The organism is Dyadobacter sp. 32, assembly GCF_902506755.1.
Taxonomy (GTDB): Bacteria; Bacteroidota; Bacteroidia; order Cytophagales; family Spirosomataceae; genus Dyadobacter.
This window is the reverse complement of record NZ_LR735258.1, coordinates 5,858,575-5,881,260: the sequence shown is the minus strand read 5'-3', so window position 1 is coordinate 5,881,260 and position 22,686 is coordinate 5,858,575. Positions and strand designations below refer to the sequence as shown.

The window sequence follows — 22,686 nt, the reverse complement described above, 5'->3', positions numbered from 1 at the left end:
TCCGTCATTTTCCTAAGCAATAATGATATGAAACCAGTAATTATATTTTTGTCAAATCTGTTATGCGTGTTGCTCCTGACCGGTTGCGACCCTCTGGACAAATCAAACCTGGCAGCCCTGGCAAGTGAAGATGTGCTGACAAACCCCAAAGTGGCAGAGGCTTATGTCAACGACATGTACGCCAACTTCATGCCCGCCTCATTTGTTGTCGGCCGACGTACCGACGAGACCATGGTGATCAACAGTGAATATGCTGCGGCGCTCAGTGACTATCTGAAAGGCACCCTTACCGCCGACACTTATAACGATTTCCCATACGATAACATCAGGAAGATCAATATATTCCTGGCTCAGGTAGATAATGCAACCTTTGATCCCGCCATCAAAAGTTCATTAAAGGGCCAGTCGCTTTTCTGGCGTGCCTTTGCCTACTTCAGAATGGTAAAAGCTTATGGAGGCGTAGAGCTCATTTTAAAGCCCGAAGCGCCAAGCAATAAAGATGCGATTTTTGTTGCCAGAAGTAAAACCTCCGAGTGTATTGCACAGATTGTAAAAGATCTTGATGAAGCCATCTCTTTGGTGGATCCCCTGAGCACAGTTGGCCGGATTGACAAGGCCGCGGCTATGTCTTTCAAAGGAAGGGTTTTGTTATACTATGCCAGCCCGCAGTTTAACCGCACCAATGATCTGGCCCGCTGGACCGCCGCCTATGAGGCCAACAAAGCTGCGTTAGCTTTTCTGGATGCCAACGGCAAAGGTCTCTATGCCAATTATAAAGATCTGTGGACCGACGAAATGAACAAGGAAGTAATCATGGTGAAAAGGTTTCAGTATCCGGGGTTTGCCAATGGGTACTCTCAGGCGGAAATGCGGCCCTTGCTTTATGCACGCGGTGCTGTGGGTGGAAATGTGCCTTCACTCGAACTCGTGAACGCCTACCCCATGAAGGATGGATCGAAATACAATCCGGCCACAATGGATTACAAAACATTACACAAGGATAGAGATAAGCGTTTTTATGCGTCCATCGCCTACAATGGAGCCGATCCTTATCTGGCCGAAATGTTTGGAAAAGAGAATATGTGGACCTATTTCTATGATTCGGATGGCAATGCTGCCACCGGTATTAATGGAAAGGAGGCAAGGGCCGATAACAGCGAAAACCTCTACTCCCATTCCAGTTTTTACCCTGCCAAGATGCTGGACAGGAACATCACCAGAACCACCGTTGAAGACGGACAGGTAGACTGGATTGAGATACGGTATGCAGAAGTGCTTATGAACATGGCCGAGGCTGCCAACGAGGTCGGCAAAGCGGATGAAGCACTGGCGGCGATGTATAAGATTCGTAACAGAGCGGGTATTGAACCGGGTGCAAGGGGAACCTACGGCATCACTGCAACATCCCTTACCGAAATCAGAAAAGCGATCATGGACGAGCGTCTTGTGGAATTCGCATTTGAAGGACAGCGGTTCTGGGATCTGCGCAGGTGGCGAGTTTACACATCTACATTTAACAGCTTCAAGGATAAATATTTCCATGGACTAAGAATAGAGTGGAACGGTACCGCAGCCGACCGGCCAAAAGGTATCATTGACATTAACACGATTGCTTCGAAATTTACAGTGACCGAGGTCAGGGACTACCAACCCGTGGTGATGCTGGATGAAGACAAATATTCTTTCTTCGGTATCCCCAAGGCAGTACTGGATCGCAGTAGTAAAATAGCTCAGAATAAGGCCTGGGGCGGCACTTTTGATCCCTTAGAATAACTATTTTTCAGAAACGGATGTAATTTTGTTCACCTCGTGCGGAGTCGGAAGCGCCCTTAAAACAGCTTTCGGCTCCGTTTCTGATTATGCCAGTCAGAGCTTATTTTAGAGCCGGTTTAAATTACTATTGAAAAATTGGCTATAAATCTTTGTTTCAACGCAGTTGCAGTGAAAAATTAGCATAAACAAATTCCAGAATGAATTTTAAACAGATTCTTAATCTTTGTAATAAATAATATTGGTTACTGAGGAATGAACCGTAATCACTAAAATCTAATACGGAATGAAATACTTTTTTTTGCACATTTTGCTAGGTCTTGCTGCTTGTGTGTACGGACAGCACAACGCATCTCAATATATCCCAACAGAAATTGCCAAAAAAGATTACGGGAAATCAATAAACTCTCCCTTTCACATTTTTGCTGAAACAAGAGACAGCCCGATACAATGGAACGACTCATTAAAAGTATCGTGGCTGCAAAATGACTTTACAGTTAAAAACTTTTCCTTGCAGGCCCGGCCTGACGAATATTTTGTTTACCAGGTAGGCGTTTGGGCTAGCCGTGGCGCGCTTGACAACCTGGATATGGTGTTTTCGGATCTGAAAAGTAAGGAAGGAAAAACAATTTCCTCAAAGCAGGTCAGCTGTTTTAATACCGGCGGAATTGACTATCTGGGGAAACCTTTTTCAAAAAAAATAAACGTTGAAGATGGAAAGGTACAGGCCTTGTGGGTGGGAATAGACCTATCGGGAGTTGCCACAGGAATCTATAATGGCACGGTAACCGTATCAGCCAAAAACAAAAAAAAGAGCATCAAGATACAGCTAACCGTCCATGGCGAGGCAGTGGCAGAACATGGATTCAACTCGGGCAAAGGCTTGTCGCGAATGGCCTGGCTCAACAGTACCGTTGGCATTGACCGAGAAATCACCAACGGATATCTGCCCGTGGCACGAAAAGGAAAAACACTCCGAATCCTTGGGCGGTCTTTCGTGATTGGTGACGATGGCCTTCCTGCGGAAATAACCAGTTATTTTTCCAGCTCCAACCAACGCATTACCGATAAAGGTGAGCCAATCCTCAGCAAAGCCTTTCGGTTTGTAATTGAAAAGGACAACGGTGAAGCCATCACGCTCGTTCCCGGCAAATTAACCTTCACCAACGAGCAGGCAGGCTCCGTCACCTGGCAGGTAAAAAGCAGTTCGGCGGCGTGTGTGCTTACCTGTTCCGGGAGCCTGAAATATGACGGGTTTGTTGATTACAAGGTTAGCCTGAAAGCATTGCAGCCGCTAAAGATCAGGGACATTCGTCTTGAGGTGCCTATGACGAACGAAAAATCAACCTACATGATGGGGTTAAACCGGGAAGGTGGTTTACGTCCCGATTCGTGGCAATGGCAATGGGATATCACCAAAAATCAGGATGCCTTGTGGTTGGGAGCGGTAAATGGTGGCCTGCGGCTTAAATGGAAGGCAGAAAACTATACGCTTCCATTGGTCAACATTTATTACAAATTTAACCCATTGCGCCTGCCCCCATCCTGGGGAAACAATAATAAAGGTGGTGTCAATGTGACTGAAAAGGATAACTCGGTTTTGGTGAGCGCGTATTCCGGTAGCCGTGAACTGGCCACGGGCGGTACGTTAAATTATGATTTCGAATTACTGATCACTCCTTTCAGGACAATTGACAACGAAAAAAAATACGGTGACCGGTACTTTCACGGCGGAGGGGTAAATGCCATGAGCAAGGTGGCCAAAGCAGAAAAAGCTGGTGCCAACATTATCAATATTCACCATGCCGAAGACATTTATCCTTTTATCAATTATCCTTATCTGGATGAAAATACGGCCGAGCTAAAAGCCTTGGTCGGGAAGGCTCATGCGTCAAATAAGCGACTCAAATTGTATTACACTACACGTGAGCTTACCAAAAACATTCCGGAGTTTCAGCCCTTTTATAGTTTGAATGGAGAAGTACTTTTTCCGGGACCTGGTAACGCCAGCCGTACCGAAGCACTGCATCCTAACGGTCCCAACGAGTGGCTTGTCAGAAACCTCCGGGAAAAATATATCCCTGCCTGGTACAATCCGGTTAAAGAAGGTAAATTCAAGGGGTCGTTTGATTTATCAGTGATCACCACACCCAACAGCAGGCTCAACAATTTCTACATTGCAGGGCTCGACTGGATGGTGCGAAATCTTGAGATCGATGGCATCTACATCGACGATGCTGCGCTGGACCGCTTCACGTTGCAAAGAGCGCGGAAAGTCATTGATCGGCACCGGCCCGAGGGACGGATCGATCTGCATAGCTGGAACCATTTTAACGGTTGGGCCGGATTTGCAAGCTGTCTGAATATTTACATGGATTTGCTGCCTTATCTAGACCTGGTCTGGATCGGAGAAGCAAGAGATTATAACCGCGCACCTGACCATTGGCTGGTGGAGGTTTCCGGTCTGCCGTTTGGCTTACCCGGGCAAATGCTCGAAGACGGTGGCAATCCCTGGCGGGGAATGGTTTACGGCATTACCAACAGGGCGGGCTGGACAGGCAATACGCCTGACGAACTATGGAAGTTCTGGGACGAGTACCATTTTACAAAAAAAGAACTGATCGGCTATTGGGATAAAGATTGTCCGGTCACGACCAATAACGAAAATATAGTGGCGTCGGTTTTTAAAGGAACAAACGAAAGTATCATCTCCATCGCCAATTGGGACAAGGATGAGCAGGCGACCTCTGTTATTGTTGACTGGAAAGCCTTGGGTTACGATCCTACAAAATGTACAATTACAATACCGGAGATTAAAGACTTTCAGGATGGCGGTCCACTTCAGTCATTAAGTTCATTACAAGTGCCAGGAAAGAAAGGTTATCTGATTCTGGTCAAAGAAAATAGATAAAAATATGATTTACAAAAGGTTATTGATTCATCTTCTTGTTTTCCTGCCCTATGGCATGGCATTGGCACAAACCGTCACTTTATCCACACTGCTCGATGAAATGGCCGATCGGCATGTACTGGCACGCTATCCGTTCCCGCACTATACTTCCCTGCAGGCGAGCAGTTATAACAGGGAATCTATGGCCAAGGATAAGCCCGGCTGGTTTGCCGATTCCGACGGCACAGGATTCATAAGAGTGGAGGAACATGGCGGTAAAACCGAGTGGGTGGTTATGGAACATACCGGACCGGGAGCGGTCACAAAAATGTGGGCACCCTACTTCTATTACGGAGGTCTGGATGATTTGGAAGGCCCCCTTGTCCATATTTATCTGGACGGGAACGATATCCCCATCATCAGTGAGAATTATTTTCGGCTTATTACCGGACGTGGTTCGGTGCCACCACCTTTTGCTGAAACCACAGCCCGCGCCGGGAATTGTTACCTACCCATACCATTCTCCAAAAGCTGCAAGATCACTTTTGACAAAAAACCATTTTACAATATCATCAATTATCGCGCCTACCCGGAGGGTACTTTGGTAAAAACATTTACCCCTGAGCAGCTCAACCAGGCAATGCCGCAGATGGATAAAGTAAGTGCTGCCCTCCGTAGGGTATATCCCGGACAGCCGGGGGAAGTATTTGGAAAAAAAGGTATGGTTGCACCTGGACAAAAAATGGCGCTTTCTGTTAACAAAGGGGCAGGAATCAATAGTATTGAAATTACAGTTGATCCCGCAGAACTTAAATTGCATCCGGAGTTGTTGAGATCGGTTGTGCTAACGGCGGAATTTGATGGCAATCAGACCGTCTGGGTGCCCCTGGGCGACTTTTTTGGAAGTGCCAACGCACTGAACCCTTTTCAAACTGCCACGAGGATTGTCCGGTCGAACGGGCAGTTGATCTGTACGTGGTTCATGCCGTTTCAATCCAAAGCAGTGCTTTCTCTGGAAAATCTCGGCAGTGTCCCTATCAACATAAGCAAGTTTGCTCTTCGGGTTGAAAAACATCAGTGGGATAACCGCACCATGTATTTTCATGCCAACTGGCGGAGTGACGATGTGCATGCCGGGAATGTTTTTAGCGACTGGAATTTCATTGATATAAAGGGGAAAGGCGTTTTCGTGGGTGATGCATTGACCGCCCTCAATCCCGATGAGGGCTGGTGGGGAGAGGGTGATGAGAAAATATACGTGGATGATGCTTCAGAGAAAAGATTTCCCACTCATTTCGGTACCGGCACAGAAGATTATTACGGATGGGCCGGGGGCGAAAATCCTACCAAAGATGATGTGTTTTCACATCCTTTTCTTGCTAACATCGCAGTAGGTACCGCCAACAGTAAAAGACAAGGCGTAAGAGGCTTTAATGTCATGACGCGGGTGCGAGCGCTGGACGCAATACCGTTCAGTAACCGATTTGTTTTTGATATGGAGGCCTCACCAGGAACCCAGATCCGCAATCCGTGGGATTTTCTTGGCTATTCGTCTGTGGTATTCTGGTATGGCTTCCCAGACGCAAAAAGTAACCGGCCGCCCCTGCCGGCTGAGGCAGCCAGGCCAATTATGACATTGGAGAACCTGGACAGTTTATCAAAGTCGGTCAAAAGGGAAGGAACCGATAGTGGGTTTAAAAAGAGTCAATAAGCAAGCTTTTTTTATAATAAATAGCTGAAAATGGCTGTAAAGAGTTGACTTTTCAGATGAGAAAGCACCCGTTTTGAACTTTGATTTCAAAAGCGCAGGTCAGGCTGAATTGTCAGAGGGAAGTGATGGTGGTAAGGGGTTTATATTTTTCAATATCTTAAACGCAGGCAATCTTGAAACTTAAAAGAATTAGTAAAGTGAGAAAAAATATCGTTAGCGCTGCGACATTTCTGATTGTAGCCTGTCAATGGCTGTTTGCACATGCGCAGACTATTAATATCGACAACCTGCCCATTTATAACAAGCAAACTTTACGAAGCAAAACGGACTGGCTCATCAACAGCAATGCGCAAAAATCGGCGATTTATAAAACCCAGGAAGGACACATGGTTTTGAGCAATGGACTGGTTTCAAGGACATTTACCATTAACCCAAATGGTGCCACCATAGCGCTCGACAACCTGATTACCAATGAAGCGCTGGTAAGAGCGGTGTCGCCCGAGGCCGTCATTTGGGTAAACGGGCATGAGATCAATGTGGGCGGACTAACGGGCCAGCCAATAGCGAATTATCTTCTGCCTGAATGGATTTCCGAAATGAAGGCAGACCCTTATAGCCTCAAATTAGTATCTTATAATTCGTCTCCGATCAAGGAACGTTTCGAATGGAACCGTCGGACCGAATGGTCGTCTCAGCAAATGCCCTGGCCACCTAAGGGAATAGAAGTCGCCTTCACTTATAAAGCCGATGAATCGGTGATCAGGAATTTCAAAAACCTGAAAGCGCAGGACTCGCAGCGGGAAGTTTTATGGAAAGATGATTTCATCAAATTGTCGCCAGAGTGGAACATTGTTTCTTCCCACACTTTGACCAATGCGTTTAATAACGAAGGTAAAGCAGGTGAAATGCTTGCACCAGGCAATACAGTTATCTACGGAGAGCGGGTGCTGCCGGCACAAACCAAAGTGATTATCTGCAAACTTAATTCAGGAACGGATGAAAGTAGCGGATACGGCCCGGGCATTGCCTTGCAGTTTGAAGGCGACAAATTTTCCAAATTCCATCTGTCACCAGCTGACAAACATTTCAGGATATTTCATGATGGTAAAAGTATGGACTTTGAAGGTTTCGATACAGGCAAATCGTATTATCTCAAAATTTTGCTGGCAAACAACACGATGGCCGCCGGCAAGATCATCTACAGTATCTCAGACGATGGCAAAAGCTATAAGACCCTTGCGGAACTTACGAGCACCGGTCATCCTACACACTTACGGGTGGGCAAGACGGATCCGCGCGGAGGCAAAACAAAAAACAACAGGACGGAAGGAGCGTTGGGCCGCAGTAAAATAGAACAGATCCTTTTGCTTGGAGATAACAAAGGTGCGGATGCGAACCTGGACTTTTTGAGTAGTCTGAAAGTGAAGGTTCATTACGAATTATATGACGGGCTGCCGATGATCAGCAAATGGGTAAGTGTGGAGAATGAAGGTAAAACAGAGTTTGTGGTCGACAATATCAAAAGTGAGCACCTGGCGGTAGCCGAAGCGGAAAGTGCCGTAGAGCATAAGCAACGGTGGGAAATGCCTCCGATATTTGCAGAAAGTGATTTTGCATTCGGATCCATGTCCCCCAACGCGGCGCAAAATGCTTGTGTGGAATGGAAGGTGGATTCGACGTACACCACCCAGGTCAATTATTTGTTACAAACCCCTTCGTTGCTGGTGTGTATGCCCAAAACAGGGATGGGACAGGAACTTGCCGGAGGAGCCTCTTTTGAAAGCATGCGGCTCTGGGAGCTCATGTATGATAGCTATGACCGGGAAAGGAGAGGTCTCAGCGAAAGGAAAATGTACCGGACCATATCGCCATGGGTGACCGAGAATCCGGTGATCATGCATGTGAGCAGCGCAAAGGATCAGCCCGTAAAAGCCGCCATTGATCAGTGTGCCGAAGTGGGATTCGAAATGGTGATCATGACATTCGGAAGCGGGTTTGATATTGAAAACACAACGCCGGAAAACCTGCGCCGGATGAAGGAGCTGAAGGATTATGCCAAATCCAAGGGCATTGCAATCGGCGGATATTCCCTGCTGGCGAGCCGCGCCATTAACAAAGAAAATGATGTGGTAATGCCTGCCGGGAAGAAACCTGCGTTTGGAAATTCTCCATGTTTGCAAAGTGAATGGGGGATCGATTATTTCAAAAAGCTCTACAACTTTTACGAGACAACCGGGCATGACCTGCTTGAACACGACGGCTCTTATCCGGGAGATGTATGCGCCTCTACCACGCATCCGGGCCATCGCGGGCTGGCAGATTCACGTTGGAAACAGTTTGGAGAAATACAGAAGTTTTACCGCTGGTGCAGAAGCAAGGGCATTTATCTGAATGTGCCCGACTGGTATTTTTTGAATGGAAGTACCAAAGTAGCCATGGGTTACCGCGAAACAAACTGGTCATTGCCCCGAGCGTTGCAGGAAATCATTGAACGTCAGAATATTTACGATGGCATCTGGGAAAAGACCCCTTCGATGGGATGGATGTTTGTCCCGCTGGTTCAATACCATGGCGGTGGTTCTGAGGCCACGATAGAGCCGCTTAAAGAACATCTGCCGCATTACGAACAGCGCTTGGCCAATTTGTTTGGTGCCGGCGTACAGGCCTGCTACCGCGGCCCCCAGTTATATGATGCTCCTCAGACCAAAACGATGGTCAAAAAATGGGTTGATTTTTACAAAAAACACAGAAGGGTACTTGATTCGGATATCGTGCATGTACGCAGGCCCGATGGAAGAGACTACGATGCGATCATGCACGTAGACCCGCTTGGAAAAGAAAAGGGTCTTCTCATGGTGTACAACCCGCTCGACCAGCCGATCACCAGAGAGATCGAGGTAGACCTTTACTATACCGGTTTGCAGAAGCAAGTCAGTGTTTCAGAAAACGATGGTCCTGCAAAGAAAATGGCTTTGAATGGTTCCAAAATAACCTTGAATGTGTCGATACCAGCCAAAAGCCAGAAATGGTTTTTACTTACACCATAATGACTGTTGAATTTAGTCCCAAATCTTATCACCCATATGCAGTTCCGATTCCTTAATATCTTTTTTCTAAGCATTATAATACTCACGCTTCCACGTGGTTCGTATGCCCAGCAGGATTTCAGTACCGATTATTTCAAAATCCATATCAACTCCAGGGGATGGATCACAAGCATGAAAAACATTACACGGGCCACTCGTCAGCGCGAATTCAGTCCGACCGATAAACCCTCCCCTTTGTTGTCTCTGTACGACAGTAAAAAGCAAAAATACTATCAACCGACAAAGGCCAGTTACAATAAAACAAAGCAGACTTACACATTGCGATTCCCCAATGGTTCTGAGGCTACTATTTCCTTGTCCGCTCAAAACAAGTATTTTAAACTGACCCTACTTTCGCTCAGTCCCCGCAATGGTATTGACAATGTTCAGTGGGGGGCTTACCATACCAATATCACGAACCTTTTCGGAGAAATTATCGGCGTCGCCCGCGATACCAGCGACGCTGTTAATTATGCCATAGGTATGCTGTCGCTAAACGACAATACCCTCGGTGGAACATCCGAAACCATCGCCGATGCGGCACCTTTTCAGTACATCATTCACAGCCCGGACAAACAGCGCTTTCCATTGCCATCCCATCTGCACGAAGGGCAGATCTTCCCCATCGGTGGAGATGGCATTAACGATGTTGCTTTTTATGCACATAAGGAACCTTATTACCGGATTTTGTACGGAAATGCGGCGCAGATTGACGAGAAGGGCAGAATTTCTATTGCTTACAATTCGAGGGACAGGGCACCAAAACGGGAAGTATATTTTTCGCTGATACCCAATATGGCAGTTAATTCACCCAACCACCAGGAAGTACAGCCTTTGCCAGGTGTCGACTACATAGGTTCGGCTGTAGCGCTTTGGGGAAGCCCCGACAGTACGGCGCTGCTGGATGTGATGCAGAGCATTGTTTTGGCAGAAGGCCTTCCCTATCCTACCATCAACGGGAAATGGGTAAAGAATCCCGCAGCTTTTGTCCCGGATGCAATGAGTGTTGGGGGCGTATACGACAGTATTGTGCCTTATGCTCAGCATTTGGGTTTTAAAGCGATCAGCTTGTATGATCAGGGATTTATAAAACCCGACCGCGCCAACGGTGGGTACCTTGACGGGAAAAACTTTGAAAAGAAACCGATCAAAATGGCAGCGGGGAATAAATCGCACAAGGAATTTTCGGAAATCGCTTTAAGATCAGGAATTATGATCGGCCGTACGCCCATCACCACTTCATTGGCCCAGGGAACCCAGGACGCCAGCCCCATTCCCAGCGACAGTCTGTGTTATCAGCAAAAACGACTTTTAACAAAAGCGATCCGGCCGGGAGATACCCTTATTTTCGTGAACGATCCGAAATATCTCGATGAAATCGCGAGTTGGGAAGGGCACAGCAAAAACCTGAACATGATTAAGATTGGGAAGGAACTCATTTACTACATGGGTGTTTCCGACAAGGCACCCTACCGGCTTCTCAATGTCAAACGCGGATACTGGAACACTGCTGAAGCGGGTCATTCCGCAGGCGATACGATTTACAAACTTCAGGTTACGATCAATTATGGATACGACGGGCTGATTCCCAACATACAGCTACAGGATAAAATAGCAGCGTACTACGCCGACGTCTGCAAGATCAACGGATTAGCCTACTACGATTTTGACGGCCAGGAATTTCTGTTCAACAACGGGCACGGATACTACTCCGTGAAGCGGTTCTTCGGCAAAATGTTTGCGCGGGCAAAGGAAATCGGGGTGCCCTACATCCGTTTTACGGGATCTACCCTTTCGGAAGGATCCTGGCATTACCAGAGCGTGTGGAATGTTGGCGGCGGGAAAAACCTGTATGATGTTGAGACAAGGGAGTGGGGTAGCGCCACCAGTCAGGGCAAGGATCTCAGAGATGTAACCTACGCCAACTTTTTCCCGGCAGGAATGGGCGGAAATTTCCCTATCAAGGCCCAATCCACGGTGGCCCAGTATGAGCATATTCAGGCCATTTCTGTTGGAATAGGCAGTACGTACAGTCTTCAGCTCAACCAAAAAGATGTAGAAAGCTGCCCGCAAAAGGATGCCATTTTTAAAGCGATCCGAACCTGGGAAAACGCACGCGCGGCGGATGCTTTTCCGCGATGGCTCAAGAAACAACTAGCCAATCCTGCGAATCAGTTTCATTTGGAAGAGCTAAACAAGGACACCTGGGAGCTCTACAAAACTGATTTTGAAGGTAAAAAAATAAACCTGCTTTACACCCTCAAAAGAGCAGGAGCCGATGGTCCCAAGAAAGGTTAAATGAGCCGGCCATTACAATTACGCAAGATTGAATGCTCAGAATGATCAAGCGCCGTCAGTGCATAAAACCCGTCAGGCCATTCCTGGAGAGTTGATTCTTTTTTCATTCGTAGTCAAGCATCAGCCATTGCAGGTTTTGTGGAGGGTATTCCCGTATTATATTTTTGTTAACCAGTTTATTATTTAGTTTTGGCAGGCATATTAAAAAGATATGTTTACCACTATTCCAAACCAACCTTATCGATGAAATCAAACAAAGAACGCAGGAGTTTCCTTAAAAAGGGACTGCTTGGTAGCATGGGACTTTATGGTCTTTCGAAAAAAGAACCGGGAATCCCTGAATATGAAGAACTTCCAGGCTTCAAGGCTCCCCCGGCCACAGGCAAATCGGTAATCGATCTGAAAGTTGCACCGATCAAACAGGTAAAGGTTGCATTGATCGGTCTTGGCGCAAGGGGAAGTGGCCACGTCATGCAGTTCGCTTCATTGTTTCCGGACAAAGCCATTGTTACGGCTGTTTGTGACATTCAAAAAGAACGTGCGGACAAGGCAGTGGAGAAGTTGAAAGCGAAAGGACAGACCGCGGTTGCATATTCCGGCAAGGTGGATTCCTGGAAAGAAATGCTTAAACGTGATGATATTGACCTTGTGGTAGTGGCTACCCCTTGGCGGGATCATGTACCCATGGCTGTACAAGCCATGAAGCAGGGCAAACATGTGGTAATAGAAGTACCGGCCGCACTGACTCTCGATGAGTGCTGGCAGCTTGTAAACACCGCCGAAGAAACACAGCGGAACTGCATGATGATGGAAAACGTCTGCTACGGCGACGAGGAACTGTGGGTGCTTAATATGGTGCAAAACGAAGTTTTCGGAACGCTGACAAGTGCGGAAGCCGCGTACATTCACAACCTTAATGCCTATTTACTCGACACCAAAGGCTACTACGATTTCTGGCGCCTTAAAGAGAATATAGCGCATGACGGCAACCTCTACCCGATGCACGGCCTGGGTCCCGTGGCACAGTATCTGAATATCTTACGTGGCGACCGGTTTGAGCATATTGTATCGATGAGCAGCCTGGAAGCTTCCCTATCGGAGAGTATCAAAAAACTGCCTGCTGATCATCCCTACGCAAACTTTAAGGGAACCATTCACAAAGGAGACCTGAATATATCGCTCATCAAAACGCACAAGGGGAGAATGATCACATTGAAGCATGATGTGGTATCACCCAGATCCTACGATCGTATCAACTCGCTGGGCGGAACACATGCCTATCACCAGGGATATCCGAGCCGCTTGTCGATCATTGATAAAGGTCACCAGTTCTTGAAAGAAGCTGATTATAACGAATACCGAAGCAAATACAAACACCCAATCTGGGATAAGCTTAAGAAGGAAATTGAGGTGAACGGAGGCCATGGAGGAATGGACTTTGTGCTCGTTTACCGCATCATCGACTGTCTCAACAATGGCCGCCCGATGGATATGGATGTATACGATGCAGCCACATGGAGCTCGGTGATCCCATTATCAGAAGTTTCCGTAAAAAAAGGAAATGCTCCTGTAAAGTTCCCCGATTTCACAAGAGGCCGCTGGAAGGAAAGCCGGGATTTGGGCATAATGAAAAGCATCTGATCTCATTGCTGCCATATATGTCGTGATGACAAAAAAACATTAGCTTAGCTACCAAAACAAAACATTGGTTTTCAGATTATTAGAAAAATAATTCTCTGTTTTTCTGGCACAACGGATCGCTCATGAAAACCAATGTTTTGTAATTAACAAGTTAAAATCAGACGCGTGTCCACTACCTTCTGATTGAATTTTTTACCGGCTCATTACCCGATCCGGTGCCCCAAAAAATGCCGTCAGGCAGGTCATTCTGGCAACCCGGGATCATAGAGTTATTAACCCAATGCCGTCAGGCAGGTAATATTGTTAAAAAAATTAATAGAGTCGCATACCAATGCCGTTAGGCATGTTATATCGGTAGAAAAGATTCACAGCGTCACAAACCCAATGCCGTCAGGCAGGTAATATTGTTAAAAAAATTAATAGAGTCGCATACCAATGCCGTTAGGCATGTTATATCGGTAGAAAAGATTCACAGCGTCACAAACCCAATGCCGTCAGGCATGCAATATCGGTACAAAACAGATTCAAAGCCTCGCAAACCTAATGCCGTCAGGCATGTAATTTTGGTAAAAACCCTGAATAATCGAAGCGCACAAAATTCCTTCCCCATATTGTTCTTTACCCACGAGTTCGGTCCCTACGCAGGTAAAAGTGCCAGGTTGTTTTAATTCATTCATTCAAATGGTATATTTCAGGCCGATTTCAGTAACCCATTACACCCGAACTGTCGTAGCGTTATCCCCCCATGAAACAAAATCTGTTAAAGTTAGGAATCCTTTTTCTTTCCATATACTTTCTAACCTGTCGCCAACCTGCCGGGAAAACCATTGAGAAACAGCCCTACAGGCCTTCCAGCATTGATCAAAAACCATCCACAGCCTTTTTATCTCCTGAGGAAAGCATGAAAACCATGCGCTTGCCTGAGGGGTATCATCTGGAACTGGTTGCCAGCGAACCTGTCATTCAGGAGCCTGTGGCGGTGGTGTGGGACGGCAACGGCCGCATGTATGTGGCCGAAATGCGGAGCTACATGCGTGATATCAACGGCACCGGGGAGCAATTGCCCATCTGCCGCATTACACGCCTCGAAGATACCGACGGCAATGGCACAATGGATAAGAACACTGTTTTTATAGACAATCTGGTACTCCCACGCATGATGATGACCCTGGATGATCAGCTGGTGGTGAACGAAACGTACACATATTCCCTCCATAGCTACCGCGACACAAATGGAGACGGCGTCGCGGATGAGAAAAAGCTGGTTTACCAAAACGATAAAAGGGATAACGCTAACCTGGAACACCAGCGTAGCGGACTGGTCTGGAATGTAGACAACTGGACTTACATGACCAGCAGCAAGGCTCGCTTCAAGTACAAAAACGGCAAATTCGAAGCGGACACCATTTCGGGCTGGGGTGGACAATGGGGGCTTACACATGACGACTATGGAAAACTCTATTTTTCTTGCGCCGGATGCGAAGATCCTGCCACAGGGTTTCAGCAGAATCCGGCTTACGGGTGGATGGATATGGCAGGTCAAAAAGCGGACGATTTTGATGCCGTTTGGCCCATCATCGCCACAAGTGATGTAGAAGGCGGTCCCAAACGCCTTCGCTCCGACAGTACACTTAATCACTTTACTGCCTCTTGCGGACAAGTAGTGTACCGTGGGGACCGTTTACCGGAAAGCATGTATGGCGACCTGTTCATCCCCGAACCCGTAGGCCGGCTCATCCGCAGGGCAAAAGTTACCAATGTCGACGGCAAGACCATTCTTAAAAACGCATACGAAAAATCAGAATTTCTTGCGTCTACCGACATGAATTTCCGACCGGTAAATATGTACACAGGCCCCGACGGCAGTATGTATATTGTGGATATGTATCACGGAATCATCCAGGAAGGCAACTGGACCGGGCCAGGAAGCTATCTGAGAAGCAAGATCCTTGAAAAACAACTGGATAAAAATATTGGCCGGGGGCGCATCTACAGGTTGGTTCATGACGGCATGAAGCCTGGCCCCGCACCTAGGATGCTGGATGCCGATCATCGCCAGCTGGTATCCTATTTGTCGCACCCCAACGGCTGGTGGCGTGACAATGCACAGAAATTACTCATCGTAAGAAACGCCCAGTCGGCGGTACCTGATCTCAAAAAAATCGTGGCAGGCAAAGTAAGAAAGTCCACACCGATCGCTCGCCTGCACGCACTGTGGACACTTGAAGGGCTGAACGCCATGAACAAAGAAATCATATCCATAGCCATGGTGGACCCGGATCCGCAGGTTCGTAAGGCCGCAATCTGGATCAGTGAAATGTATCTGAAACAAAATGATGAATCGTTGCTGGCGTCATTGGAAAAGCTCAAAAATGACCCCAGCATGGATGTCAGAATCCAATTGGCAGCCTCATTGAGATATATCAAGACCGACAAAGCCCGTGGGTTACTAAGGGAATTACTTGATAACAATGCCACCAATGAACTCCTTACCCGGACGGTAACCCGTAGCCAGCAGGAAGGTGGTGATACGGAATGGAAAGAACTGATGACGCGTATTGCGAAAATGAGCGACAACGATAAGGATCTGATCTTTGAAGGCGCAAACGTATACCGCCAGTCCTGTGCGATATGCCATGGCGTGGATGGCAAGGGATTACCGTCAAAGGTAGCACCACCGCTGTCCGGATCTCCCAGAGTGAACGGCGACAAGGAGATTTTGGTAAAAATCATCCTGCACGGGCTCACTGGCCCTGTGGATGGAGTGAGTTACCCCGGCATGATGGCGCCACAAGGCAGCAATGATGATGACTACATCACCGCCGTGGCGAGCTTTATCCGTAACAGCCTCGGCAACGACGCCAGTGTGGTCAGCTACAAAGACCTGCGCGAAATTCGTAAAAAAACAGCTGGACGAGACAAAGCCTGGACGCTGGAGGAACTGAATGCTGTTAAAAAATAGGAGTTTGTTAATCTCAGAAAGCATTGAATGACAAAATATTATTTCTCATTCAATGCTTTCTTTATTTCAAGCTCAATTTGATCAGAATATCCCAGCCCTACAAAGCGAACCACTCCCCGGCGATCAATGAGCACGTATTGCGGAACGGCGTTGAGCAGGTAATTTTTCCTGACAGCCTCATTGCCAATCAGCATCGGGAATTTAATTTCTGAGTGTCTCTGAACGAATCGCTTAGCGGATTCCAGCTGCCTGCTATCATGCATAATCCCGTACACCACCAGTCCCTGACCTTTGAACTTACTGTAAAGTTGCTGCACCTTCGGCATCGATTCTATACACGGCCCACACCATACTTCCCAAAAATCGAGCAGTATCACCTCCCCCGCCCTGTCCGCCATAGAAACCAACTTGTCTTCAAAAGATTTTAATTCAAAAAGTGGAGCCGGTTTCCCTTTTAACCCCGTAAGCGGATGCTTCTCCGTTACCAGAGGAATTTTTTGGGTATGTGTTTTTAAAAAACCCGGAGTTTCAAATTCATCATGGAAAGACTTATTATTAATTATTAAATCCTGGACGTGCCAGGCCAGATTCTGAACTTTCCCCAACGTTTCCTGATGCTGCACTACTGCTGCCGGAAGCATATTTTGTTTATCTATAGTTACCCGTTTGTATCGCTTCGTTACATCATACTGGGTGAGATCAGGATAATACAATGTAAGGTGATAAAAGTCCGGGTCCTCAGACAGCTTCGTGGACAAAGCCCTGGTAGTATCCAGTCGCACCAGATCCGGCATCACAATTCTCCCGCCGGTGTGAAAAAGCAGATCTTTCATTTCAGATGGATTCATGAAAAGCCGGTAGACCTGCAGCGCATCATCTGTTTCATAGGCCATATGACCATTAAAAAGTATCTGACCATTTACCGCGTTCTCTTTTGCACTAAATAAAAACCCAAAGTTGGGCTCAGAGCTTTCCGTCCGCATCTTTACGTTTCCGGTAATCGTGCGGATGTCACCCGTTACCAGTGTATCGTTCCGGACCATTTTGTAAGAAGCATTTTTAATCTTTGATTGCGCCCTCATCACTTCTGCAATTACATCAGAACTGACCTGTGCCCTGATTTCCGAAGTAAAAAGAACTATAATTGTAGCAAGTGTGATGATTTTTCGCATGCGGTTACCCTGTTATGTTTCTGCAAACATATCGGCTTTTTTTTACCCAAAATTCAATATTAGACCAGCCATACTGTAAAACCAGACCAATCAGGATTGGTCGAAAAAATAATCCCTTTCGTCGAAAACAAACCATTGGAAAAATGCGCTGTTTCTCCGGGTGCTGTTTTTGATTTAAATTCAACCCCATGCAGCAACCCATGTCACTTCAGAGATTTATACTTACCAAAACAGAGGTCTGTTTCTTTATTACCATTTTTCTGTTATTTCCGATAGCGGTAGACATTGAATATAATGCCTATGAGAAGACTGGCTCGGGCTTCTCAAGCGATCTGTTCATTGAAAGAGTTGTGTATGGAATACTTGGCATGATTCCCTATCTGATTTACTACAAGGTTATTATTCCCTATCTGTTTGAAAAACGTTATCTGGTTTACGTAATTCTCGTCCTGCTATTCCTGGTTCTTCTTCATTTATCAATGCGCGTAGATCACTGGCTGGTAAGCAAAATGGCATTCCTTCCCACTCAAATAGTGTTATCAGCCGCAAAATGGTTAAGTTTCCAACCTGTGCTGTTTCAGTTCAGTATCATTTTTGTGTTCAGGGAATTGCTCATGGTAACGGCGCTGGCTTACTATCTCCGCTCTGCGGGGCAGGAAAAACAGATGCATCTTCTGCGCCGGCAGCAACTGGAAACGGAACTGAATTATCTGAAAATTCAGCTGCAGCCACATTTTTTCTTCAATACGCTGAACAACATTTATGCACTCGCTCTGGAAAAATCTGATGATACGGCACCACTCATAGCCAGGCATGCCGAAATGATGCGGTACATTATCTACCATTCTGCCAATCCAACTGTTAAACTGAGCGAAGAAATCGCATTTTTGCAGAATTATGTAGCTGTAGAATCCCTGCGATACGCTATGGCCACAGACATCCGTTTCGATGTGCAGGGTATTACAGATTCCATGAGAATTGAACCATTCATACTGCTGCCGTTTGTCGAAAATGCATTCAAACACGGCATCCGGGAAGAAACAGCTAATGGATTTGTCTATATTGTTATCTGTGTGGCCGAAAACGAGTTGACGATGGAAGTCTCAAACAGCAAACCTGAACGCGACGAAAGCCCGCCCAAAATTGCAGGCATTGGACTAAAAAACACCGTGGCAAGGCTAGGGATACTCTACCCGCATCATCAACTTGCGATTCATGACACCAGCACCAATTATGAAATAATTCTCAACCTAACCTTGACCAATCATGGTTAACTGCATTATTGTAGATGACGAACCTATGGCTCAAAAAGTCATCGAAAACCATATCAGTCGGTTGGCGAATCTCTCTCTGGCATGTTGCTGCAGCAACGCCATGGAGGCATTCAATGCCATAAACAGCGCGGACGTAGATCTCATGTTTCTGGATATCAAAATGCCCGCTTTAAATGGTATTGACTTCATAAACTCTTTAAAAAATCCTCCTTCCGTTATCTTCACAACGTCTTACAGCGAATTCGCCGTAGTAAGCTATGACCTGGGAGCCATCGATTACCTGATGAAGCCTGTCACTTTTGAAAGGTTTGAGAAAAGCATTCACAAATATTCCAAACAAGCCATGCCGGAGGAAAAGGCACCAACTTACAGCTACTTCAAGGTCGATGGCAGACTGCTGAAAATTGAGCACCTGGATATCTTGTATGCACAGTCTATCAGGGATTACCTTATTATCTACACCGTGGGTAGACATTTTATCACCCATATGACCATGAAGTACCTGTCTGAATTATTACCTGTGGATCTATTTGTACGCGTGCACAGATCTTTTTTGATAGGAATTCAGCATCTCAAATCCATTGGCACCCATGAACTGAAGGTGGGTGAGGTCACCATTCCTATGGGCGACAAATATAAATCTGAGCTACTTTCGGTACGACAGCGACTGAATCCGGTAACACCGGTCAAACAAGGTAACTCTCATTGATCATTTCGTGATTGACAATTGCACCTGCCTTACTGCCTGCCGCAACGGCTCCTGCAACGGATCGCATCCGGTTGGTACAATCTCCTGCAGCAAGAATCCCCGGAATATTGGTTTTCTGAAAATCATCGACCTTGAGATAGCCATGTTCATCCAGTTCGCAGCCCAGCTGTTCCGGAATGTCACATTTTTGAACAAACGGCAGACGCGCATAAATGGCCCGGAGATTCAATGTGTAATCTTCGCTAAATGCTACGGAGCTCATTTGACCATTGACATGGTTTATCGCGCGAATTTCATTTTCAACAACCTTTATCCCGATTGAATCCAATGTACTCTTTTGATGATCAGACAGTGTACTTGCTCCGTTGGTGAGCAGTGTTATTTTACTTGTCCAGTGGCGGATAAATTTTACAAATTCAAATCCGGCATCTCCATTTCCAAGCACACCTGTCTCCGTATCTCGGATCTCGTAACCATGGCAATACGGACAATGCACCACCGAGACGCCCCAGGATTCTGCAAAACCAGGAATCTCAGGCATAATGTCCTTCACACCCGTGGCAAAAATGAGTTTGCCAGTGGTAAAACTTTCTGAGTGTGTATCCACCTCAAAACCCCGCTCGCTTCGCGATACCTGAGTGACCACATCCTCCTTCAATTGTACCGTTGGATAAGCAAGCACCTGTGCTTTTGAAATCTCCGCCAATGCGGTTGGCGTTTCACCGTCGCGGGTGAGAAAATTATGCGAATGTGGCGTCTGGATATTGCAAGGCTCCCGACCATCAATGATCAAGACATTTCTTAAACTTCGACCGAGGGCCATCCCTGCCGAAAGCCCTGCATAACTTCCGCCAATAATGATTACGTCAAAATGTTTCATAGACTAAGACCTGTTTTATTTAAATCGGAAACTCACTTATGCAACCTAGTTGCAAATATAAAAGTTCCGGATTCTTTAATCGTCATTCCCAATCTATGCCCTGCTGTTACATCCCTATGGGATTTTGATCCTTTGTACATTCCTGTTTTCCACCGATATTTCATCTACCGATATTGCATCGCTACGCGATTTTATCGGATTTGCCCAACTTTGTTTTCTACCGATATTGCATCGCTACGCGATTTTATCGGATTTGCCCAACATGGTTTTACCGATATTGCATCGCTATGCGATTTTATCGGATTTGCCCCACATGGTTTTACCGATATTGCATCGCTACGCGATTTTATCGGATTTACCCAACATTGTTTTCTACCGATATTGCATCGCTACGCGATTTTATCGGATTTGCCCAACTTTGTTTTCTACCGATATTTCATCGCTATGCGATTTTATGGGATTTGCCCAACGTTATTTCTACCGATATTTCATCGCTACGAGATTTTACGTTTTTTTATATTCCTGGTACCACCTGGCCTTTTTATCAACTTGTTTACCTCCCAGCGGCCTCTGTTTCAAGCCCCACAGCAAGCCGACTATAACTCCATTCACTTCTTCTTCATATCTTTATACTTGCAAAACACAAGTTCTAATTCTTTCTTATGAAACAGATCACACCGAGATCCGACTGCCCCATCAGTTTCACCCTGGATATCCTGGGCGACAAGTGGTCTTTGCTTATTTTGAGAGACATTATTTTCGCACAAAAATCGTCCTACGGAGCGTTCCTTCAATCGGCAGAAGGTATCGCAACCAACATTCTGGCCGACAGGCTTTCCATGCTGGAATCCCAGGGCATTATTTCCAAAACGGTCTCTACAATCAACAAATCAAAATTCATTTATTGCCTCACTGAAAAAGGAATTGATCTCCTGCCCCTTATCATGGAACTGGCTGCCTGGGGCGCGAAATATAGTCCGGCGGGCGGAAATAAAGAGTTGTTAAAAGCATTGAAAAAAGACCGGAAAGGCACGATCAAAGAGTTTGCTAAGATGCTGAGGAAGAGGGTGGTGGAGTGAGCCGGGGCGCAAGGAAAAAACAGAAATAGTCAGGTGTGGTCAGGAATGGCAATAAAGCTAGCAAGACGTTGATCCTCTGCGCTTAGTGATTGGAAACACCGCACAATATCTGTCGAAAATGACTAGATCATGACTGTTCTCTGCCGACAAAAAGACCTCCCCAATACACGCCTCAGGCATTTACAGATTCAAAGGCTCCGTTCTCAAAATTTCTCTAAGAAAAATTCGTAACGGAATAACGCATCCGATCACTGTGATTAAAAAAGCGGATGAACAATCAGATTCATCCGCTTTTTTCTCGAAAATTATTCAAAACCCACCGAAATGATTGCGTATTCAATCCCTAAAAAAGTTTTTATAGTCCTCAGCAAATACACTAAAATCCGACGCCTCCCTGCCAGTGATCGACCGGATGTCATAACTCACCTCAGCCGCCTCCCCCGCCTTATAATGCGCATAATCTTCCACCAGGCCTTCCGCCTGCCATAGGGGAAAGCCTGCACTCAAAAGCATATTGAGAAGAACATCAGATGGTACATCAACAAATTGAATCTCCCTTCCAACAGCTTCTGAAAGCTTTAAGGCCATTTGTTGATGAGACAATGCCTCCGGTCCTGTAAGATTATAAATTCTGTTTTCGTGCCCGGTGCCAATCAGCACCTCCCCGGCCACGGCGGCAATATCGCGTGTGTCCACCAGGCTGACTTTGGCATCACCAACTGCCCCAAAAAACTGATTATGTTCAACGATCGATTCACGGAAGCCAATCAGACCCTGCATAAATAAATTGGGCCGCAGAAATGTGTAAGCCATTCCTGAATCTTCAATCTTTTGTTCCACCACGGCGTGATACCGAAGAAAGCGAACCGGAGAGTGAATATCGGCTGCCCATTGCGATAGTTTCACAATATGACTTACGCCGCTACGGCGCGCCACCTCAACCAAACGGCTTTGCTGCTGCTCAGCCCGTTCCGACGAATTGGTAAGTAAAAAAACTCTTTCAATACCAGCTAATGCTTTTTCAAGAGATCGTGCATCTTCAAAATCTCCCTCTACAAGTTGAGCACCTGGCAATGCTGCAAGCTGTTGCGATTTTTCAAGCGACCGTACCATGGCACGAAAACGCACTCCTTTTGAGGATAAATATTTGGTCAGTTCCTGGCCAATGCTGCCGGTTGCACCAGTGATCAGGATATTCGCTTCGTGTGACATTT

13 protein-coding genes are annotated in these 22,686 nt (G+C 46.3%); 10 read left to right on the top strand and 3 right to left on the bottom strand.

Annotation, left to right across the window (positions count from 1 at the left end; all coding sequences use genetic code 11):
* Window positions 1-27: 27 nt before the first annotated feature.
* The 7 genes from DYADSP32_RS24105 (at window position 28) to DYADSP32_RS24075 (ending at window position 16,358) form a co-directional block, all read left to right on the top strand.
* Entirely contained in the window at window positions 28-1,773 is a 1,746-nt protein-coding gene (locus DYADSP32_RS24105; protein WP_149240368.1) for a RagB/SusD family nutrient uptake outer membrane protein, read from the top strand.
* A 283-nt stretch (window positions 1,774-2,056) separates the two neighbouring features.
* Window positions 2,057-4,681 carry a glycoside hydrolase domain-containing protein gene (locus DYADSP32_RS24100; RefSeq protein WP_149240369.1) on the top strand — a complete coding sequence of 875 codons (2,625 nt, stop codon included), beginning with the start codon at window positions 2,057-2,059 and terminating at the stop codon, window positions 4,679-4,681.
* A gap of 4 nt (window positions 4,682-4,685) precedes the next feature.
* Entirely contained in the window at window positions 4,686-6,371 is a 1,686-nt protein-coding gene (locus DYADSP32_RS24095; RefSeq protein ID WP_149240370.1) for a glycoside hydrolase family 172 protein, read from the top strand.
* Window positions 6,372-6,544: 173 nt separating this feature from the next.
* The gene (locus DYADSP32_RS24090) at window positions 6,545-9,418 is read left to right on the top strand and encodes a hypothetical protein (protein WP_149240371.1); all 2,874 of its coding nucleotides are present in this window, start codon (window positions 6,545-6,547) and stop codon (window positions 9,416-9,418) included.
* Between the two features lie 36 nt (window positions 9,419-9,454).
* Window positions 9,455-11,755 carry a hypothetical protein gene (locus DYADSP32_RS24085; protein ID WP_414618012.1) on the top strand — a complete coding sequence of 767 codons (2,301 nt, stop codon included), beginning with the start codon at window positions 9,455-9,457 and terminating at the stop codon, window positions 11,753-11,755.
* 243 nt (window positions 11,756-11,998) lie between these two features.
* Complete coding sequence (locus DYADSP32_RS24080) at window positions 11,999-13,396, top strand: Gfo/Idh/MocA family protein (protein ID WP_149240372.1); 1,398 nt, start codon at window positions 11,999-12,001, stop codon at window positions 13,394-13,396.
* A gap of 745 nt (window positions 13,397-14,141) precedes the next feature.
* The gene (locus tag DYADSP32_RS24075) at window positions 14,142-16,358 is read left to right on the top strand and encodes a c-type cytochrome (protein ID WP_149240373.1); all 2,217 of its coding nucleotides are present in this window, start codon (window positions 14,142-14,144) and stop codon (window positions 16,356-16,358) included.
* 38 nt (window positions 16,359-16,396) lie between these two features.
* On the opposite strand, the gene DYADSP32_RS24070 is transcribed toward DYADSP32_RS24075, so the two are convergent.
* Entirely contained in the window at window positions 16,397-17,530 is a 1,134-nt protein-coding gene (locus tag DYADSP32_RS24070; protein ID WP_149240374.1) for a TlpA disulfide reductase family protein, read from the bottom strand.
* 200 nt (window positions 17,531-17,730) lie between these two features.
* Here DYADSP32_RS24070 and DYADSP32_RS24065 point away from each other — a divergent pair, with 200 nt between their 5' ends.
* Window positions 17,731-18,804 carry a sensor histidine kinase gene (locus DYADSP32_RS24065; protein WP_414618011.1) on the top strand — a complete coding sequence of 358 codons (1,074 nt, stop codon included), beginning with the start codon at window positions 17,731-17,733 and terminating at the stop codon, window positions 18,802-18,804.
* Window positions 18,797-19,513: a response regulator transcription factor gene (locus DYADSP32_RS24060; RefSeq protein ID WP_149240376.1), complete on the top strand. Its 717-nt coding sequence runs from the start codon at window positions 18,797-18,799 to the stop codon at window positions 19,511-19,513. The genes DYADSP32_RS24065 and DYADSP32_RS24060 overlap by 8 nt, the downstream gene beginning before the upstream one ends.
* On the opposite strand, the gene DYADSP32_RS24055 is transcribed toward DYADSP32_RS24060, so the two are convergent.
* On the bottom strand, window positions 19,491-20,393 hold the full coding sequence (locus DYADSP32_RS24055) for an NAD(P)/FAD-dependent oxidoreductase (RefSeq protein WP_149240377.1): 903 nt from the start codon (window positions 20,391-20,393) through the stop codon (window positions 19,491-19,493). The two genes, DYADSP32_RS24060 and DYADSP32_RS24055, sit on opposite strands and share 23 nt — an antisense overlap.
* Before the next feature lie 662 nt (window positions 20,394-21,055).
* Here DYADSP32_RS24055 and DYADSP32_RS24050 point away from each other — a divergent pair.
* Window positions 21,056-21,472, top strand: a complete 417-nt coding sequence (locus DYADSP32_RS24050) for a winged helix-turn-helix transcriptional regulator (protein WP_149240378.1) — start codon at window positions 21,056-21,058, stop codon at window positions 21,470-21,472.
* Between the two features lie 336 nt (window positions 21,473-21,808).
* On the opposite strand, the gene DYADSP32_RS24045 is transcribed toward DYADSP32_RS24050, so the two are convergent.
* Complete coding sequence (locus tag DYADSP32_RS24045) at window positions 21,809-22,684, bottom strand: SDR family oxidoreductase (protein WP_149240379.1); 876 nt, start codon at window positions 22,682-22,684, stop codon at window positions 21,809-21,811.
* Window positions 22,685-22,686 lie beyond the last annotated feature (2 nt).

What these genes read in the sequence shown, in the direction of transcription:
- DYADSP32_RS24105 (WP_149240368.1), top strand. Translation starts at nt 28, where the DNA reads ATGAAACCAGTAATTATATTTTTGTCAAATCTGTTATGCGTGTTGCTC.
- DYADSP32_RS24100 (WP_149240369.1), top strand. Translation starts at nt 2,057, where the DNA reads ATGAAATACTTTTTTTTGCACATTTTGCTAGGTCTTGCTGCTTGTGTG.
- DYADSP32_RS24095 (WP_149240370.1), top strand. Translation starts at nt 4,686, where the DNA reads ATGATTTACAAAAGGTTATTGATTCATCTTCTTGTTTTCCTGCCCTAT.
- DYADSP32_RS24085 (WP_414618012.1), top strand. Translation starts at nt 9,455, where the DNA reads ATGCAGTTCCGATTCCTTAATATCTTTTTTCTAAGCATTATAATACTC.
- DYADSP32_RS24080 (WP_149240372.1), top strand. Translation starts at nt 11,999, where the DNA reads ATGAAATCAAACAAAGAACGCAGGAGTTTCCTTAAAAAGGGACTGCTT.
- DYADSP32_RS24075 (WP_149240373.1), top strand. Translation starts at nt 14,142, where the DNA reads ATGAAACAAAATCTGTTAAAGTTAGGAATCCTTTTTCTTTCCATATAC.
- DYADSP32_RS24070 (WP_149240374.1), bottom strand. Translation starts at nt 17,530, where the DNA reads ATGCGAAAAATCATCACACTTGCTACAATTATAGTTCTTTTTACTTCG.
- DYADSP32_RS24065 (WP_414618011.1), top strand. Translation starts at nt 17,731, where the DNA reads ATGTCACTTCAGAGATTTATACTTACCAAAACAGAGGTCTGTTTCTTT.
- DYADSP32_RS24060 (WP_149240376.1), top strand. Translation starts at nt 18,797, where the DNA reads ATGGTTAACTGCATTATTGTAGATGACGAACCTATGGCTCAAAAAGTC.
- DYADSP32_RS24055 (WP_149240377.1), bottom strand. Translation starts at nt 20,393, where the DNA reads ATGAAACATTTTGACGTAATCATTATTGGCGGAAGTTATGCAGGGCTT.
- DYADSP32_RS24050 (WP_149240378.1), top strand. Translation starts at nt 21,056, where the DNA reads ATGAAACAGATCACACCGAGATCCGACTGCCCCATCAGTTTCACCCTG.
- DYADSP32_RS24045 (WP_149240379.1), bottom strand. Translation starts at nt 22,684, where the DNA reads ATGTCACACGAAGCGAATATCCTGATCACTGGTGCAACCGGCAGCATT.